Source organism: Mycobacterium sp. ITM-2016-00318, assembly GCF_002968285.2.
GTDB lineage: Bacteria > Actinomycetota > Actinomycetes > Mycobacteriales > Mycobacteriaceae > Mycobacterium.
Genome location: NZ_CP134400.1, coordinates 476524 through 492891, shown reverse-complemented (window position 1 = coordinate 492891; position 16368 = coordinate 476524). Strand labels below are relative to the sequence as shown.

At 67.0% G+C, this 16368-nt stretch carries 18 protein-coding genes and 1 riboswitch; of the genes, 7 read left to right on the top strand and 11 right to left on the bottom strand.

The window, feature by feature from the left end; genetic code table 11:
• Positions 1-13: 13 nt before the first annotated feature.
• The 4 genes from C6A82_RS02285 to thiO form a co-directional block, all read right to left on the bottom strand.
• On the bottom strand, positions 14-802 hold the full coding sequence (locus C6A82_RS02285; RefSeq protein ID WP_105348668.1) for an SGNH/GDSL hydrolase family protein: 789 nt from the start codon (positions 800-802) through the stop codon (positions 14-16).
• Positions 799-1590, bottom strand: coding sequence for a thiazole synthase (locus C6A82_RS02280; protein WP_105348669.1), 792 nt, complete (start codon positions 1588-1590; stop codon positions 799-801). Before C6A82_RS02280 ends, C6A82_RS02285 begins: the two co-directional genes overlap by 4 nt.
• Complete coding sequence (thiS, locus tag C6A82_RS02275) at positions 1583-1780, bottom strand: sulfur carrier protein ThiS (RefSeq protein WP_105348671.1); 198 nt, start codon at positions 1778-1780, stop codon at positions 1583-1585. The genes C6A82_RS02280 and thiS overlap by 8 nt, the downstream gene beginning before the upstream one ends.
• Positions 1777-2826 carry a glycine oxidase ThiO gene (gene thiO / locus C6A82_RS02270; protein ID WP_105348725.1) on the bottom strand — a complete coding sequence of 350 codons (1050 nt, stop codon included), beginning with the start codon at positions 2824-2826 and terminating at the stop codon, positions 1777-1779. Before thiO ends, thiS begins: the two co-directional genes overlap by 4 nt.
• Positions 2819-2938: riboswitch (TPP riboswitch) on the bottom strand. (Overlaps the previous gene by 8 nt.)
• A 17-nt stretch (positions 2939-2955) precedes the next feature.
• Here thiO and thiE point away from each other — a divergent pair.
• Positions 2956-3636, top strand: a complete 681-nt coding sequence (gene thiE, locus C6A82_RS02265) for a thiamine phosphate synthase (RefSeq protein ID WP_105348673.1) — start codon at positions 2956-2958, stop codon at positions 3634-3636.
• Here thiE and C6A82_RS02260 read toward each other — a convergent pair.
• On the bottom strand, positions 3608-4108 hold the full coding sequence (locus C6A82_RS02260) for an NUDIX hydrolase (RefSeq protein ID WP_105348674.1): 501 nt from the start codon (positions 4106-4108) through the stop codon (positions 3608-3610). The two genes, thiE and C6A82_RS02260, sit on opposite strands and share 29 nt — an antisense overlap.
• A 146-nt stretch (positions 4109-4254) precedes the next feature.
• Here C6A82_RS02260 and glnX point away from each other — a divergent pair, with 146 nt between their 5' ends.
• From glnX to C6A82_RS02240, 4 genes are all read left to right on the top strand, one after another.
• Positions 4255-5574: a protein kinase G-activating protein GlnX gene (gene glnX, locus C6A82_RS02255; RefSeq protein ID WP_105348676.1), complete on the top strand. Its 1320-nt coding sequence runs from the start codon at positions 4255-4257 to the stop codon at positions 5572-5574.
• Entirely contained in the window at positions 5574-6539 is a 966-nt protein-coding gene (locus C6A82_RS02250; RefSeq protein ID WP_105348678.1) for a glutamate ABC transporter substrate-binding protein, read from the top strand. The genes glnX and C6A82_RS02250 overlap by 1 nt, the downstream gene beginning before the upstream one ends.
• Positions 6539-8815 carry a serine/threonine-protein kinase PknG gene (locus C6A82_RS02245; RefSeq protein WP_105348727.1) on the top strand — a complete coding sequence of 759 codons (2277 nt, stop codon included), beginning with the start codon at positions 6539-6541 and terminating at the stop codon, positions 8813-8815. The genes C6A82_RS02250 and C6A82_RS02245 overlap by 1 nt, the downstream gene beginning before the upstream one ends.
• Positions 8816-8931: 116 nt before the next feature.
• Positions 8932-9156, top strand: a complete 225-nt coding sequence (locus C6A82_RS02240) for a hypothetical protein (protein WP_105348679.1) — start codon at positions 8932-8934, stop codon at positions 9154-9156.
• A gap of 36 nt (positions 9157-9192) precedes the next feature.
• Here the strand turns inward: C6A82_RS02240 and C6A82_RS02235 are convergent, their stop codons facing one another.
• Genes C6A82_RS02235 through fgd form a run of 3 tightly spaced genes read right to left on the bottom strand, consistent with a single transcriptional unit; the run spans position 9193 to position 13381 of the window.
• A complete protein-coding gene (locus tag C6A82_RS02235; RefSeq protein WP_105348681.1) occupies positions 9193-10314 on the bottom strand; it encodes an acetate kinase in 1122 nt (373 codons plus the stop codon).
• A complete protein-coding gene (gene pta / locus C6A82_RS02230; RefSeq protein ID WP_105348683.1) occupies positions 10311-12371 on the bottom strand; it encodes a phosphate acetyltransferase in 2061 nt (686 codons plus the stop codon). Before pta ends, C6A82_RS02235 begins: the two co-directional genes overlap by 4 nt.
• Complete coding sequence (fgd, locus tag C6A82_RS02225; protein WP_105348685.1) at positions 12371-13381, bottom strand: glucose-6-phosphate dehydrogenase (coenzyme-F420); 1011 nt, start codon at positions 13379-13381, stop codon at positions 12371-12373. Before fgd ends, pta begins: the two co-directional genes overlap by 1 nt.
• Before the next feature lie 35 nt (positions 13382-13416).
• Here fgd and C6A82_RS02220 point away from each other — a divergent pair, with 35 nt between their 5' ends.
• Positions 13417-14151, top strand: coding sequence for an MBL fold metallo-hydrolase (locus C6A82_RS02220; RefSeq protein WP_105348686.1), 735 nt, complete (start codon positions 13417-13419; stop codon positions 14149-14151).
• On the opposite strand, the gene C6A82_RS02215 is transcribed toward C6A82_RS02220, so the two are convergent.
• The gene (locus C6A82_RS02215; protein ID WP_105348688.1) at positions 14148-14363 is read right to left on the bottom strand and encodes a hypothetical protein; all 216 of its coding nucleotides are present in this window, start codon (positions 14361-14363) and stop codon (positions 14148-14150) included. The genes C6A82_RS02220 and C6A82_RS02215 overlap by 4 nt on opposite strands.
• 77 nt (positions 14364-14440) lie before the next feature.
• On the opposite strand from C6A82_RS02215, the gene C6A82_RS02210 reads away from it, so the two are divergent.
• Positions 14441-15214 carry an enoyl-CoA hydratase/isomerase family protein gene (locus C6A82_RS02210; protein WP_105348690.1) on the top strand — a complete coding sequence of 258 codons (774 nt, stop codon included), beginning with the start codon at positions 14441-14443 and terminating at the stop codon, positions 15212-15214.
• Here C6A82_RS02210 and C6A82_RS02205 read toward each other — a convergent pair.
• Positions 15211-15708 (bottom strand): GNAT family N-acetyltransferase, encoded by a 498-nt coding sequence (locus C6A82_RS02205; RefSeq protein WP_105348691.1) that lies wholly within the window; start codon positions 15706-15708, stop codon positions 15211-15213. The two genes, C6A82_RS02210 and C6A82_RS02205, sit on opposite strands and share 4 nt — an antisense overlap.
• A 361-nt stretch (positions 15709-16069) precedes the next feature.
• Positions 16070-16300 (bottom strand): hypothetical protein, encoded by a 231-nt coding sequence (locus C6A82_RS02200; protein WP_105348693.1) that lies wholly within the window; start codon positions 16298-16300, stop codon positions 16070-16072.
• Positions 16301-16368: the final 68 nt, after the last annotated feature.

Genomic DNA, 16368 nt, shown 5'->3' with positions numbered 1-16368 from the left:
CGTGGTTATCCTGTCAGCCGACCGAGGCAGCGACCAACTCGGCGACCGCGCGCATCCCCGCAGCGTTGGGGTGGGCGGGAAACGGCCTACCGGGGATCGGCAGACCGTACCTCGACGGCTTCGTCGTCCACGGGTCCGCCGACCACGCGTGGTGTGCACGGCTGGCATCGGAGGCCCGCACGAGATCGCAGCCGGTGACCTCCGCCGCCTCGGCCGTCAGCCGTTCGAGCGTCGCGGCGACCCGACGGCCGAGTGCGGCGTCGACCCCCGAAAGCGGTGAGGCGTCCTCGCCCGCGGGGGGCAGCAGCGTCAGATAGTCGACGAACAGCACCCGCGCCCGCGGCGCCCGCGATCGGACCTCGCGCCCGACGTTCGCCAGTTTCTCGGCCACGGCGACCAGAGCGCGATCGCGGGCGGTCGGGTCGACGGACTCCCGCACGCGGTCACCGGCCACCGGCATCCAGCGCACCGCGTGCGGCAGCGCGGCCGCCGTCATCAGCGGCACGTAGCCGACGTCGTTCCCGCCGATCGTGATGGTGACGAGCGATTCGGAACCGTCGAGCGCAGTCACCTGTGGCGGCAAGCCGTTCCGCCGGTCGGTCAGCACATCGGCGGTGGTGGCACCGGAGTAGGTGACGTCGACGAGGTCCAGGCCGAGTCGCTGCGCCACCAGGTGTGGGTAGTTGGCCGCCGAGCGGACGGCGCGGAGCGGGGCGTGTTTGTCGCGCGGAGCGATCCCCGGGCCGGCAGCCATCGAACTGCCAAGCGCGACATACCGTTTCCCTGTAAGCCGGTCCGTCATAGAGATGGGCTGGACGGTTGGGCCCAGAACCGCTTCGGAATCCGGCCTGCCTGCCGCGCGAGGCGGCCCGCGGTGACGGCGGCTGCCATCGCTGCGGCCATCACCGGCGGATCGGCTGACCTGGTCACAGCGGTCGCGAGAAGCACTGCGGCACAGCCCAGTTCCATCGCCTGCGCGGCGTCGCTTGCCGTCCCGATGCCCGCGTCCAGGATCACGGGGACACCGGCCCCGTCGACGATCATCTCGATGTTGTGCGGGTTGGCGATGCCGAGTCCGGTCCCGATCGGCGAGCCGAGCGGCATCACCGCCGCGCAGCCGGTGTCCTCCAGCCGCCGCGCCAGCACCGGATCGTCGTTGGTGTACGGCAGCACGACGAAGCCGTCGTCTACCAATTGCTCAGCGGCGCGAACCAACTCGATGGCATCGGGCAACAGTGTGCGTTCGTCGGCGATCACTTCGAGCTTGACCCAGTCGGTCTGCAGTGCTTCGCGGGCCAGCTGCGCGGTCATCACCGCCTCCGCGGCGCCTCGGCATCCCGCGGTGTTGGGCAGCGGTGTGATGTTCAGCCGGTTGAGCAGATCGAGCACACCCGTGCCGCCCTCGGCGTCGACACGGCGCATCGCGACCGTCGTCAGCTCGGTACCAGACGCGATCAGCGCCTCCTCAAGCACCGAAAGATTGGCGGCACCGCCGGTGCCGAGGATCAGCCTCGACCCGAACTCGCGGCCTGCGATCGTGAGCTTGTCGGCCGATGAGCCGTTTGCGCAAAGAGCATCGAGCTCAGCCACCCTGCACCGCCGTCACCACTTCCAGTCGCGCGCCGTCGGACAATGTCGTCTGCCAACGCGACCGGGGCAGCACAGTCCAATTCACCGCAACCGCAATCCCCTTCTCGGGGAAGCCGAGTCGCTCGAGCAGACCCGCGACGGTGATCTGCTCGTCGCATTCGACGTCTTCGTCGTTGACGATGACTTTCATCGCACCTCCAGCAGTTCGGAGTCTGGCAGCGGAGCACCGTTGAGTTCGCCCGCGATCGCCTCCGCGGTCCATGGCGCCAGCAGGAACCCGGACCGGCCATGGCCCGTCGCGACCAGTGTGCGGTCGTCGAGGCGGCCGACGATCGGAAGGTTGTCGGGCGTCATCGGACGCAGGCCGGCCGCGCATTCGGCCAGTTCGTACTCGCCGAGCGCCGGCATCACCGTGCAGGCGTCGTCCAGCAGTTCCCGTACACCGGTCACCGCAGGCGCGGTGTCGCGGCCGTGCTCGTACTGGGTGGCTCCGACGACCACGCCGTCGGACCGCGGCACCAGGTACACCTGCCTACCGTGCACACGTGCCCTGATCACTCTCCGGGGCACCGGCATACACCCTTTCCGCCAGCGCAGCCGCAGCACCTCACCCTTGACGGGCCGCACGGGCAGGCCGGGCCACAGCGTCGGTGCGTCGATCCCGTTGGCGATCACCCGGACGTCGGCGTCGACCGCTGCGAGGTCGTCGACCGGCGGGCGCATGAGCACACCCAGCCGGTCGCAGTGCGCGGCCAACGCCTCGAGCACCGCACGGTTGTCGACGGCGAGTTCGGTCTCGGCGACGAAGCCGTGCCGAATGCCCTGGGCGAGCAGCGGCTCGATATCGCGGGCGGCAGACGTGACCTTGACCGGATGACCCTGCGCGGCCAGCCACTCCCCGGCCGTCCTGAGGTCCGCGGCGTCGGCGCGATCGACGGCGACCACAAGCGATTCGCGCGCGGTGATCACGCCTTCTCCCAGCCCGTCGGTGAAACCGCCGCGTCCCCCCCGATGCCACAACGCCAGCGACGCGAGACCGAGGCGCAACAGGCCCTCCTCGCGTGGCCACCCTTCGCTGTGTGGGGCGAGCATGCCGCCCGCCACCCAGGATGCTCCGCGATCGTCGGATCGGTGCAGGCTCACCGGATAGCCGTCGAGCGCGGCCCGGCGTGCGATGGAAAGCCCGATGACGCCACCGCCGATGACGGCAATGGATTTGTCGGACCTGTGAGACATCTTCTCCCCTCCCTTCGCCGGCATGACCCGGATCAGGTTCGACGGTCAGGGCAGGTGCGTCAGCCGGTGTGCCCACTCTCAGTCCGCTCTCCGGACTCCCGTGTCGACGGTCCACATTACCCTCGCGGTGTGGTTGCCCTTCAGGATCCGACGGCCCGGCTTGCGTCGGCGTCGCTGTACCTGTGCACCGACGCGCGCCGTGAGCGCGGCGATCTCGCCGCGTTCGCCGACGCGGCTCTCGCAGGCGGGGTGGACATCATCCAGTTGCGTGACAAGGGTTCGCCGGGCGAGCAGCAGTTCGGACCCCTCGAAGCATGCGATGAACTGGCCGCGCTGGAAATACTCGCCGACGCCGCGCGCCGCCACAACGCGCTGTTCGCGGTGAACGACCGCGCCGATATCGCCCGCGCAGCAGGAGCCGATGTGCTGCATCTCGGCCAGCACGACCTACCGCTGACGATCGCCCGCGACATCGTGGGGTCTGACCAGCAGATCGGCCGCTCCACGCACGACCCACAGCAAGTCGCTGCCGCCGTCGAAGAATCGGTCGATTACTTCTGCGTCGGCCCGTGCTGGCCCACCCCGACCAAGCCGGGCAGGCCTGCGCCTGGTCTGGACCTCGTGCGGACCGCCGCGTCGATGAACCCAGCCAAACCCTGGTTCGCGATCGGCGGCATCGACGAGCAGCGGTTGCCCGAAGTGCTCGACGCGGGCGCGCGGCGCGTCGTCGTGGTGCGGGCTATCGCCGCAGCCGACGACCCCGCCGCGGCCGCGAGCAGGCTCAAAGCTCGGCTTGCATCAGCGGGATAGTGGCCGCGACGGCGCGCAGCTCGGCCCAGCTCGCGGCGAACCCGGGGTGCAGGGGCAGCGTGGCGACCTCGTCCTCGGCCACCCAGCGCAGCTCGGCGCTCTCCCGGTTGGGCACCGTCTCGAGCTGTTCGGGCGCGTCGGCGATCACGGTCGTGTAGGTCCAATACGGGCCGCCCGGCCCGGAGACCTCAGCGGTGACGACCGTCGTGCGCACGACGAGGCGGTCGGCGGTGAGCCCCGCCTCCTCATGCGCCTCGCGCACCGCGGCCTCTTCCGGGCTTTCGTGGCTGTCGCGGGCGCCGCCGGGAAGTCCCCATGTGCCGCCCTGATGGCTCCATGGCGCGCGGTGTTGTAGCAGCACGGCCGCCGAACCGTCGGCTTGCGGCGCACGCAGAAGCAGACCCGCTGCACCGTGCTTGCCCCAATACATGCCGGTTTCCGACACCACCCAGCCGTCACCGTCGCCACGCACGCATTCAGCTTAGGCAACGCCGGTGCAAACCCGCGGCCCTCGAATGCCCACACGTCACTCGAATAACTCTTAGAATTCTTTTATAGAGTCGGAAGTTGATCGGAAGAGCAGTCGGAAAGTAGCTAAAAGATGAGGTCCGCGCACCGGTGACCGTGGAGCTGGCGCACCCGTCGACCGAGCCGCTCGCATCGCGGTCGCCGGCTACACCCGCGCACCCACGCTGGTGGTTCCTCTGGACGACCCCTGGTCGCATCCTCACCATCGGCATCGTGCTCTCGGCTCTCGTGATCGCCAGCGCGTTTGCCACTTCGACCACCGTCAACGATCGCCAGCGGGCGCTGACCGCCGTGCTCGAGCACACCGAGCCGCTGGCTTTCGCGGCCGGCCAGCTCTACACGACGCTTTCGGTCGCCGATGCCGCAGCCGCGACGGCGTTCATCGCGGGTGCCGAACCCCGCGACGTCCGACAGCGCTACGAACAGGCGATCACCGACGCCGCCAACGCCGTGACGCGGGCGTCGAGCGGGTTGACCGACGAGACGTTGATCCAGCTGCTCGGCCGGATCAACGCCAACCTCGCCGTCTACACCGGGCTGGTCGAGACGGCGCGCACCAACAACCGGGCGGGCAACCCGGTCGGCTCGTCGTATCTGTCCGAGGCGTCGGCGCTGATGCAGCAGACGATGCTGCCCGACGCGCAACGGCTCTACGAGGAAACCTCGGCGCGCGTCGACAGGGAGACGACGGCGTCGACCCGCATCCCCGCACCGGTGATCCTCGTGGTGCTGGCGACGCTGTTGTTCGGCGCCTTCGCCAACCGCTGGCTGGCCCGCCGTACCAGGCGCCGCGTCAACATCGGTTTCGTGGCGGGCGGGATGGCCGTGCTGATCATGCTCATCTGGGTTTTCACGGCCTTGGTGATCTCGACCATCGACAGCCGCAGCGCGAAGGACACCGCCGCGGAGTCGCTGAAAACGGTGACTACGCTGGCTATCACGGCCCAGCAGGCGCGAGCCGACGAGACGCTGTCGCTGATCCGTCGCGGCGACGAGAGCGTCCGCAAGCAGTCCTACTACCAACGCATCGACACCATGCAGCAGCAACTCTCCGAATACCTCGGTCGCGAGGACGCGATCGACAAGGGCGATCTGTCCGACGCCGAACAGCTGTTGCGCCGTTGGCGCGCGGCCGACGACCGGATCAGCTCCTACATCGCGGTCGGCAACTACCAGGCGGCCACGCAGGTCGCGCTCGGCCGCAGCGAGGACGACTCGACGCCCGCGTTCGATCGGCTGGACGAGGCGCTCAACAAGGGCATCGCCGAGAGCCGCGAGCAACTGCGCAGCGACATCCTCAACGCGCGGCGGGTGTTGTCCGGTGCGACCGTCGGCGCCGCGGTGCTGTCCGTCGTCGCGGCCATCGCGGTGGCGCTCGGGCTGTGGCCTCGGCTGAGTGAGTACCGCTGATGAGGCTCAAGATGTTCTGCGTCGCGGTCGCCATAGTGACCGTGCTGGCGGGCTGCGGCCGCGCGGAAGGGGTTACGCCGACGCCGAGCCTCACCCTTCCGCCGCCGACGCCCGCAGGCATGGAGGAACTGCCGCCGGAGCTGGTGCCGGTGCCCGAGGACACCGACGACGAGTGCGATCTCACCGCCAGCCTGCGGCCGTTCGGGAACAGCGCGGACGCCGCCGAGGCCGTCGAGAACATCAAGGCCCGCGGGCGGCTCATCGTCGGGCTCGACATCGGCAGCAACCTGTTCAGCTTCCGCGACCCGGTCACCGGCGAGATCACCGGTTTCGACGTCGACGTCGCGGGCGAGGTCGCGCGCGACATCTTCGGCACGCCGTCACAGGTCGAGTACCGCATTCTGTCGTCGGCCGATCGCGTCACGGCTTTGCAGAACAACCAGGTCGACATCGTTGTCAAGACCATGAGCATCACCTGCGAACGCAAGAAGCTGGTCAACTTCTCCACGGTGTATCTCGTTGCAAATCAACGGATTCTGGCGCCGCGCGATTCGACCATCTCGCAGGCCAGCGACCTGTCCGGGAAGCGCGTCTGCGCGGTGAAGGGCACCACGTCGCTGCAGCGGATCCAGGAGATCAACCCGTCGCCGATCGTCATTCAGGTCGTCACGTGGGCCGACTGCCTGGTGGCCCTGCAGCAGCGTCAGGTCGATGCCGTCAGCACCGACGACTCGATCCTCGCCGGGTTGGTGGCCCAAGACCCGTATCTGCACATCATCGGCCCGAGCATGAACGAGGAGCCCTACGGCATCGGCATCAACCTGGAGAACACCGGGTTGGTCCGGTTCGTCAACGGCACGCTGGACCGCGTCCGCCGCGACGGCACGTGGAACACGCTGTACCGCAAGTGGTTGACGGTGCTGGGCGCGCCGCCCGCGCCGCCCGTTCCGAGGTATTCGGGCTGATGTCGACGGCAGAGGACGAATTCGACGGGCCCAGCACCCAACCGGCGGCGCTGGAAGACCTCGACATGGATTCCATGTCGACGATTCGCCCGATGGCGACGCAGGCAGTTTTCCGGCCGCATTTCGACGACACGGACGGCATGTCGGTCGGCACGGCCGAGACCGAACCCGAGGATTCGACCACGATGACGCGGGCGCTGTCACCGACCCGGCGCCTCGGCGGCGGGCTGGTGGAGATTCCCCGGGTGCGCGAAATCGATCCGCTGTCGGCGTTGATGACCAATCCCGTTGTCGCCGAGTCGAAACGGTTCTGCTGGAACTGCGGTAGGCCCGTCGGCCGGTCCTCTTCCGACGGCAGAGCACTGTCGGAAGGCTGGTGTCCCCACTGCGGCAGCGCGTATTCTTTCCTGCCGCAACTGGTTTCCGGTGACATGGTCGCCGATCAATACGAGATCAAGGGCTGTATCGCGCACGGCGGTCTTGGTTGGGTGTATCTGGCGTTCGACCACAACGTCAACGAACGGCCGGTCGTGCTCAAGGGTCTGGTGCATTCCGGGGACGCAGAGGCCCAGAAGATCGCGATGGCCGAGCGGCAGTTCCTCGCCGAGGTGACGCACCCAGGGATCGTCAAGATCTACAACTTCGTCGAGCACCCCGATCAGCACGGCAACCCCGTCGGTTACATCGTGATGGAGTACGTCGGCGGCAAGTCGCTCAAACAGGCCAGGACCGCCAAGCTGCCGGTCGCCGAGGCCATCGGCTACATGCTGGAGATCCTGCCCGCGCTGGGCTATCTGCACTCCATCGGGCTGGCGTACAACGACTTGAAGCCCGAGAACATCATGATCACCGAGGATCAGCTGAAGCTGATCGACCTCGGTGCGGTGTCGCGGATCAATTCGTTCGGATACCTCTACGGCACACCGGGTTACCAGGCGCCGGAGATCGTGCGGACCGGACCGACGGTCGCCAGCGACATCTACACCGTCGGCCGGACCCTTGCGGCACTGACGCTGAACCTGCGTATGCGCAGGGGCCGCTTCGTCGACGGCTTACCGGAAGACGACCCGGTGCTCGCCGACTACGACTCGTTCGCGAGGCTGCTGCGGCGGGCCATCGATCCCGACCCGCGCCGCAGGTTCAGCAGCGCCGAGGTGATGACGAGCCAGCTGCTCGGGGTGTTGCGCGAAGTGGTCGCGCAGGACACCGGGACGCCCCGGTCCGGTCTTTCGACGGTCTTCAGCCCGACCCGATCGACCTTCGGCATCGACCTGCTCGTCGCGCACACCGACGTCTATCTCGACGGGCAGGTGCATTCGGAGAGGCTGACGGCGCAGGAGATCGTTAAGGCGCTGCCGGTGCCGCTTGTCGACCCGACGGATGTGGGCGCACCTGTGCTGTCGGCGAGCGTGCTGAGCCAGCCGGTGCAGACGCTCGACCAGTTGCGCGCCGCGCGCCACGGTGCGCTGGACTCCGAGGGCATCGACCTGTCGGAATCGGTCGAGCTGCCGTTGATGGAAGTGCGCGCCCTGCTCGATCTCGGGGATGTCGCCAAGGCCACCCGCAAGCTCGACGATCTGGCAGGCCGGGTGGGCTGGAAGGCGTCCAGCCGTGACGTTTCTCAGCAGTGGCGACTGACGTGGTTTCGCGCCGTGTCCGAGATGCTGACCGCCGACTACGAGTCGGCCACAAAGCATTTCACCGAGGTGCTGAACACCCTGCCCGGTGAGCTGGCCCCCAAGCTGGCGTTGGCGGCCACCGCCGAGCTGGCGGGCAATCCCGACGAACGGAAGTTCTACAACACGGTGTGGTGCACCGACAACGGCATCATCTCGGCGGGCTTCGGTCTGGCTCGGGCGCAGTCGGCGGCGGGTGACCGCGACGCCGCCGTCAAGACGCTGGACCAGGTCCCCGCCACCTCACGGCATTTCACGACGGCTCGGCTCACCAGCGCGGTGACGCTGCTGTCCGGCCGGTCGATGACCGAGATCACCGAACGGCACATCCGCGACGCCGCCCGGCGGGTGGAGGCGCTGCCCGACTCCGAGCCGCGGGTCCTGCAGATTCGCGCGCTGGTCCTCGGCACCGCGATGGACTGGCTGGCGGACCACAGCGCCAGCACCAACCACATTCTCGGATTCCCGTTCACCGAGCACGGGCTGCAGCTCGGCGTGGAAGCCTCGCTGCGAAGCCTGGCCAGGGTCGCGCCGTCGCAGGCGCACCGCTACTCCTTGGTCGACCTCGCCAACAGCGTCCGGCCGACCAGCACCTTCTAGTTCATATCGCGCTGGCCATTCGAACTCCGCGAGATAGCAGGGGTGGTCGTGATTACCGCGAAATCACAACCAGGAATGCTATTTCGCGGCACACCAGCACCTTCTACACTCGCCGCGTGGAGACGTTCAAGCGTTATCTGGTTTTTCAGGGAATGATGTTCGTCTTCGGCATCGTCGGGCCGATCTTCCTCATCGGATACTTCGTATCGGACCCAGATCCGTCGCTGAAGTGGATGTATTGGTGGGGTTTGTTCATCACGTTCTTCGACATCTTGCTCGCACTCCGGCTCACCAAGGGCACCGATGCCCAACCCGTGGCCAATAAGCGAAAATCCCCATAGTTCGGCTGCCGCCGAACGACGGATTTCGAACCAGTGTCAGTCCTGGACGACGCTCACGCAGGCCCGCGCGATGGCCAGCTCCTCGTCCGTCGGGATCACCAGCACCGTCACCGTCGACTTGTCGGTGGATATCCGGCGTGCGGAGTTTTCGCCGTTCTCATTGCGGCCCGCGTCGATCTCGATACCGAGCCCGCTCAGGCCCGCAAGCGCATCCCGCCGCACGGCCGCGTCGTTCTCACCAACTCCCGCGGTGAAGGTGATGACGTCGGTGTTGCCGAGCACCGCCAGGTATGCGCCGATGTAGCGGCGTAGCCGGTGAATGTAGACGGCGTAGGCCAGTTGCGCTGCCGTGTCACCGGACTCGATGCTCTTGCGCAGCTTCCTGAAGTCGATCGATCCGCCGAGGCCGAGCACACCGGACCGCTTGTTCAGCATCGTCTCGATGTCCTCGACGCTCATCCCCGCGGTACGTGCCAGATAGGTGAGGATGCCGGGATCGACGTCGCCGGACCTGGTGCCCATCACCAGGCCCTCCATCGGCGTGAGGCCCATCGAGGTGTCGACCGGCTTGCCCGCGGCGATCGCCGACGCCGATGCGCCGTTGCCGAGGTGCAACACGATCTGGTTCAGCGACTCGACGGGTGTGCCGAGGAACTGCGCCGCCTGTTCGCTGACGTACTGATGCGAGGTGCCGTGGAAGCCGTACCGCCGAATCCGCCACTGGCGCGCGACTTCCCGGTCGATCGCATATGTCGCGGCGGCGGCCGGAAGGTCGTGGAAGAACGCCGTGTCGAAGACGGCGATGTGCGGCAGGCCTCCCAGCGCATCCCTGGCGACCCGGATGCCGAGCACGGCGGGCGGGTTGTGCAGAGGGGCCAGCGGCGCGAGCTCCTCCAGCTCGGCGACGATCGCGTCGTCGACCAGCGTCGGCTGGTACAGGTCCGGTCCACCGTGCACAACCCGATGGCCGACAGCGGTGATGCCTGCCATGTGGTCCGACAACTCGTCGAACACCACCTGCATCGCCGCGGCATGATCGGGCACCTCGCCCTCACCGATCCGCTCGACGATGCCGTCGGTGAGCATCTCGCCCGAATCCGGGTCGACCACGGCGTACTTCACCGACGACGAGCCAGAATTGAGCACGAGGACGGTCATTGCGTCTGCGCCTGGATCGCGGTGATGGCCACGGTGTTGACGATGTCCTGGATCAACGCGCCTCGCGACAGGTCGTTGACCGGTTTCTTCAGCCCCTGCAGCACCGGCCCGATGGCGATGGCGCCCGCACTGCGCTGCACGGCTTTGTAGGTGTTGTTGCCGGTGTTGAGGTCGGGAAAGATCAGCACCGTCGCCCTGCCCGCCACCTCCGAATCGGGCATCTTGCTCGCCGCGGTGGTCGGATCGACGGCCGCGTCGTACTGGATGGGCCCGTCGACAAGTAGATCGGGTTCTCTCTCGCGGACCAATTCGGTTGCCGCCCTGACCTTGTCGACGTCTGCGCCGGTTCCCGAGGTTCCCGTCGAGTACGACAGCATCGCCACCCGCGGCTCGATGTTGAACTGGGCCGCCGTGCGCGCCGACGAGATCGCGATGTCGGCGAGCTGCTCCGCAGTGGGGTCGGGCACGATCGCGCAGTCACCGTAGGCGAGCACCCTGTCCGAAAGGCACATCAGGAAGATGCTGGAGACGGTGGTGATGCCCGGCAGCGTCTTGATGATCTCGAAAGCGGGTCGCACGGTGTGTGCCGTCGTGTGCATCGCCCCGGACACCATGCCGTCGACCATGTCGTTGTACACCAGCATGGTGCCGAAGTAGGAGACGTCGTGGATGGTTTCACGCGCCTGCTCGACGGTGACACCCTTGCGCTTGCGCAGCTCGGCGTACTGCTCGGCGAACTGATCGCACAGCTCGCTGGTGCGGGGGTTGAGCACCGTGGCCTCGGACAGGTCGACACCGAGTTCCGCTGAGCGCGCACGGATCTGCTGCTCATCGCCGAGGATCGTCAGCTCTGCGACGTTGCGCTGGATGAGCCGGCCCGCCGCCTTGAGGATCCGGTCGTCCTCCCCCTCCGGGAGCACGATGCGCTGGCGGTCGGCCCGTGCCCGTTCGAGCAGCTGGTAGGTGAACATCTGCGGCGTGACGACCGTCGGGATCGGAATCGCAAGCTGGGTGAGCAGATCTGCGGTGTCGACGTGGGCTTCCATCAGCTCGATCGCGGTGTCGATCTTGCGCTGTGACGACGCCGTCACCCGGCCCCTTGTGCCGGCGACCCTGCTCGCCGTCTCGAACGTGCCGTACGTCGTCGCGATGATCGGCAGCCGCTGGTTCAGTCCGCCGACCAGCTTGTTCACCGACGGGTGCAGTTCGAGACCGCCGTTGAGGATGATGCACGACAGCGACGGGAAGCCCTCGGCCGCATGGGCACTGACGACCGCGAGCACCACGTCGGAGCGGTCGCCAGGGGTGATCACCGCGACGCCCTCGGTGAGCCTCTCCAGCACGTGCTCGGCGGTCATGCCTGCCACCAGCACGTCCAGCACTTCGCGCTTGAGCAGTTCCCGGTCACCGCTGACCAGTAACCCGTCGACGGCGCGTTCGAGATCACCGACCGCGGGGGCGACCAGCAGCGGTTCCTCGGGTAGCACGTATGACTTCGGCTCGAAGTCCTTGAGCGCGTCGCTGACCGCGCCCATCTGCGCCGGGTCGCACCGGTTGGCCACCACGGCGGCGGTGTGGGCGTGCTGGCCCGAGATCTCGATCAGGCACAGCTCGACTACCAGGGCGACCTCCGTTGGTGTGCGGTCCTTGGCCTTGACCGCGAGCACCACCGGCGCGCCGAGGTTCGCCGCGATACGGGCGTTGGTGTCGAGTTCGCTCGGGGTGGTCACGTCGGTGTAGTCACTGCCGACAATCACCACGGCGTCACATTGGTCGGCGACCTCGTGATAGCGGTCGACGATGTCGGCGATGGCTGCGTCCGGATCATCGTGCAGCTGCTGATAACTCACGCCGACGCACTGCTCGTAGGTCAGACCGGCGGTGGTGTGGGCCAACAGCAGATCCAGGATGTAGTCGCGGTCTTCACCCAGCCGGGTGATCGGGCGGAACACCCCGACCTTGGCGACCGTGGCCGCCAGCCGGTGCATTATTCCGAGGGCGATCGTCGACTTGCCGGTGTCGCCCTCGGGCGAAGCCACGTAAATGCCGGTGGTCATCAGCCGAGGCGGCGCAGCCGGGGCTCCAGATCCTTCTGGAAGAGTTCGAGAAACCGACGCTGGTCGTTGCGGGGGTCGTGGAAAACCAGGTGGTTGAGTCCCCATTTCACGTACTTGCCCACCTTCTCGACGGCCTCGTCGGGGTCGGACGCCACGATCCAGCGCTTTGCGACCTGTTCGATGGGCAGCTCGTCGGCCGCCTTCTCCATCTCCATCGGGTCGTTGATGCTGTGCTTCTGTTCGGCGGTCAGCGACAGCGGCGCCCAGAACCGGGTGTTCTCCAGCGCCAGCTTCGGGTCCGGGTCGTAGGAGATCTTGATCTCGATCATCCGGTCGATGTCCTCGGGGTTGCGGTCGGCGGCCTCGGCGCCCTCTTTGACGGCGGGGATGAGCTTGTCCTTGTACAGCTCCTCACCCTTACCAGAGGTGCAGATGAAGCCGTCCCCCGCGCGGCCCGCGTACTTGGCGACCACCGGCCCGCCCGCGGCGATGTAGACGGGGATGCCGCCCTCGGGAACGTCGTAGATCGACGCGCCTTTGGTGTGGTAGTACTCGCCCTCGAAGTCGACGCGATCGCCGAGCCACAGCTCGCGCATCAATTTGACCGACTCGCGCAGCCGAGCGAAGCGCTCCTTGAACTCCGGCCAGTCGCCCTCGTAGCCGGTCGCAATCTCGTTGAGCGCCTCACCGGTCCCGACACCGAGGAAGATCCGGTCCGGGTAGAGACAACCCATGGTCGCAAAGGCCTGCGCGATGACGGCCGGGTTGTAGCGGAACGTCGGCGTCAGCACCGAGGTGCCCAGCACCAGACGCTCGGTGCGTTCACCGACCGCAGTCATCCACGCCAGGGAGAACGGCGCGTGGCCGCCCTTGTGGCGCCACGGCTGGAAGTGGTCGCTGACCGTGGCACTGTCCATCCCATGCGCTTCTGCCGCAACGGCCAGCTCGACGAGCTCACGGGGCGCGAACTGCTCCGCCGACGCCTTGTATCCAAGTTTGAGTTCAGGCACATGTTCGTTTCTACTCCACTACCTACACTCGCCTCATGGCAGCGGTTCTCACGGCCATCAGCGACAGCGTCCATTTCGCGCACACCGAATTGGTCAACTGGACCCTGGTCGCCGACGACAAAGGCGTCATCCTGATCGACGCAGGCTTCCCCGGCGACCGTGACGACGTGGTGGCTTCGATACGCCAGCTGGGATTCGGGGTCGACGAGTTGCGCGCCATCCTGTTGACACACGCCCACATCGACCACTTCGGTTCGGCGATCTGGTTCGCCAAAACCCGTGGCACACCGGTGTATTGCCACGCCGACGAGGTCGGCCACAGCAAGCGCGAGTATCTGGAGCAGGCCTCGCCGGTGGATGTCGCCGCCCACGTCTGGCAGCCGCGCTGGCTGAGATGGTCGGTGGCGATCAGCCGCAAGGGCGCGTTCACCCACGACGGCATCCCGACCACACAGGCGCTGACCGGGGACGTCGCCGCCGTTCTGCCGGGCGCTCCGATGGCCATCCCGAGCCCCGGCCACACCGGCGGGCACTGCTCGTTCGTCGTCGACGGTGTGCTGGTCAGCGGTGACGCCCTGGTGACGGGACATCCGGTCGCCGCCAGCACCGGCCCTCAACTGCTGCACAAGGTTTTCAACCACGATCAGAACGGCTGTGTGCGCAGCTTGGCCGCGTTGGCGTTGCTGGAGACCGATGTGCTGGTGCCCGGGCACGGCCAGGTGTGGCGGGGCCCGATCCGCGAAGCGTGCGAGAGGGCGACGCCCCGCTAGGCGAGCGCTTCGTAGCCGAGCAGAAAGATCGCGGTCAGGCAGAGACCGCAACACAGCACGAACGTCGGCATCAGGATCTTGTCATCGAGGTCCCCGTCGTCGGGTGCTTCTCGCCGCCTGCCGAGAAACGACCGCAGGGCGAGACCGGCGACAAGCGTCAGCGCGGCGGCGGCAAAGAGCAGCCACCCCACGGTCGTCTGCGAAATCTGCACCCCACCACACCCCCGCCGCCCTGTGCGACAGCCTCACTCAGCCTATACGCCCGCACGACCAGAACTAGGGTGCAACCATGAGCCTGGTCACCTATGAGCTGCAAGACCACATCGCTACCATCACCCTCAATCGTCCGGAGGCCCGCAACGCCATCAACGGGGCACTGCGGGACGACCTCAATGCGGCGTGGGAGCGATTTCGCGGCGACGAGGACGCCTGGGTGGGAATTCTGACCGCCAATGGCGATGTGTTCTGCGCCGGCGGCGATCTCAAGGACGGCAAGGGCTCTGTCGGCACGTTCGCGGGCACATTCTGGGAGAAGCCCACGATCAATTCCTTCGAAAGCGGGATGGAGCTCTTCAAACCGACCATTGCCGCGGTCAATGGTCCGTGTGTCGGCTACGGGCTGACGGGAGTGTTGTTCTGCGATTTCGTGATCGCCAGCACCGACGCCATGTTCTCCGTGCCGGAGGTGACTATCGGAGTGCCGACGATAGTTGGGGCGATTCGCCTTCCGGGGCGTGTGGGTTGGGCCAACGCAATGGAGCTGCTTCTCACAGGCAAGCCGATGAGCGCCGAGCGCGCAAAGGAGGTCGGCCTGGTGTGGAAACTGGTCAAGCCAGAGGACTTACAGGCAGAGGCTCGCACCTGGGCACGCACGTTGACTGCGGCGGCGCCGCTCGCGCAGCGGGCGACCAAGGAGGTGGCGTGGCGCACCGCGGACATGGGATGGATCGAGTCGGTGCGGTTCGGCGAGACGATGCGCAAGGTCGCTGGGGCGACCGAGGATGCGGCAGAGGGGATTCGGGCGTGGGCGGAGAAACGCAGGCCCGAGTGGCGGGGTCGCTAGGCGAGCGTCTTGGCGAATGCGACGGGATAGTTCTCGTCGCCCTCGGCGGGCAGCGGCTCGTCGAGACGCACGTATCCCGTGGACAGGTAGAGCTCTTCGGCCTCCGGTTGCTTGTCGCCGGTGGTCAGATAGATGCGCCGGTAGCCGCGGGCGGCGATCGCGGATTCGAGTTCGACCAGCAGAGCCTTTGCGAACCCGCGCCTGCGGTAGCGGCTGTCGGTCCAGATGCGCTTGAGCTCCGCGGTCTCGTCGTCGAACCGCCGGAACGCGCCGCCGGTGACAGGTCGGTCGCCGCGCAGGCCGATCAGCAGCACGCCGTCCGGTGGGGCGAACTCATGGGCAGGATAGGTGCGCAGCCATTTCGACACCGAGTCCAACGACGCGCGATATCGGCTGGCGTACTCCAGCGCCAATTCCGCCAACAGCGGTTCGGCCAGCGGGTCATGCTGGGCGACGGCCTGGAAGCGCAGGCCATCGACGGCGTGGGCGGACATCACTCAACTGTCTAACGCACTGCGCGAAGGCGCATTCCTGGAGGCCCGATTCGGGCAAGGACTTCGCCTCATTGTCCGCAGCAACCCCGGCTTCGTGGGAGAGAGGTTTTCAGCCGACGGAGCTTCGGGTACTCCGAATTTGACGGTTTGGTCAACAAATCAACATTGCGAGGCGAAGCATCATGAATCGAGCTTGGTCCACCGTGGCGGGTGCGGTGCTTTTTGCGGTAGGTGCGATAGGTGCGGCGGTCTGGTTGTGGTTCAAGCGTAGGCAATTGGCGCTCGCGGCAGCCAAAGCGATACCCGAAGAGGCATCTGGAGCAGTCACGGAGCAAGTATCTGCGGCCACTGACGGTCTAGCTCACCACTGATTCACCCATCCGGGGTTGACCGGCCAGTGCCCGGGTGGCGGCACCCACGGGATTTGCTGTAAGTGCCCCGGCGGCGGAACAAAGCCCTGACCCGGCGGGTTGGGAACCGGCGGCCATGGCTGCCACGGCTTGGCGGCGGCAGCGCCCGCACCGGCAAGAACACCTGCGCCGAGCATTCCCGCAAGCAGCGCACCAGCGGTGATCCTCTTGATCGTGTTCATCTGAAGGCTCCTCGGTCCATGTTCTGGCGACCCCACTAGATCAACCGAGCACGCCCTCGAACTATTCG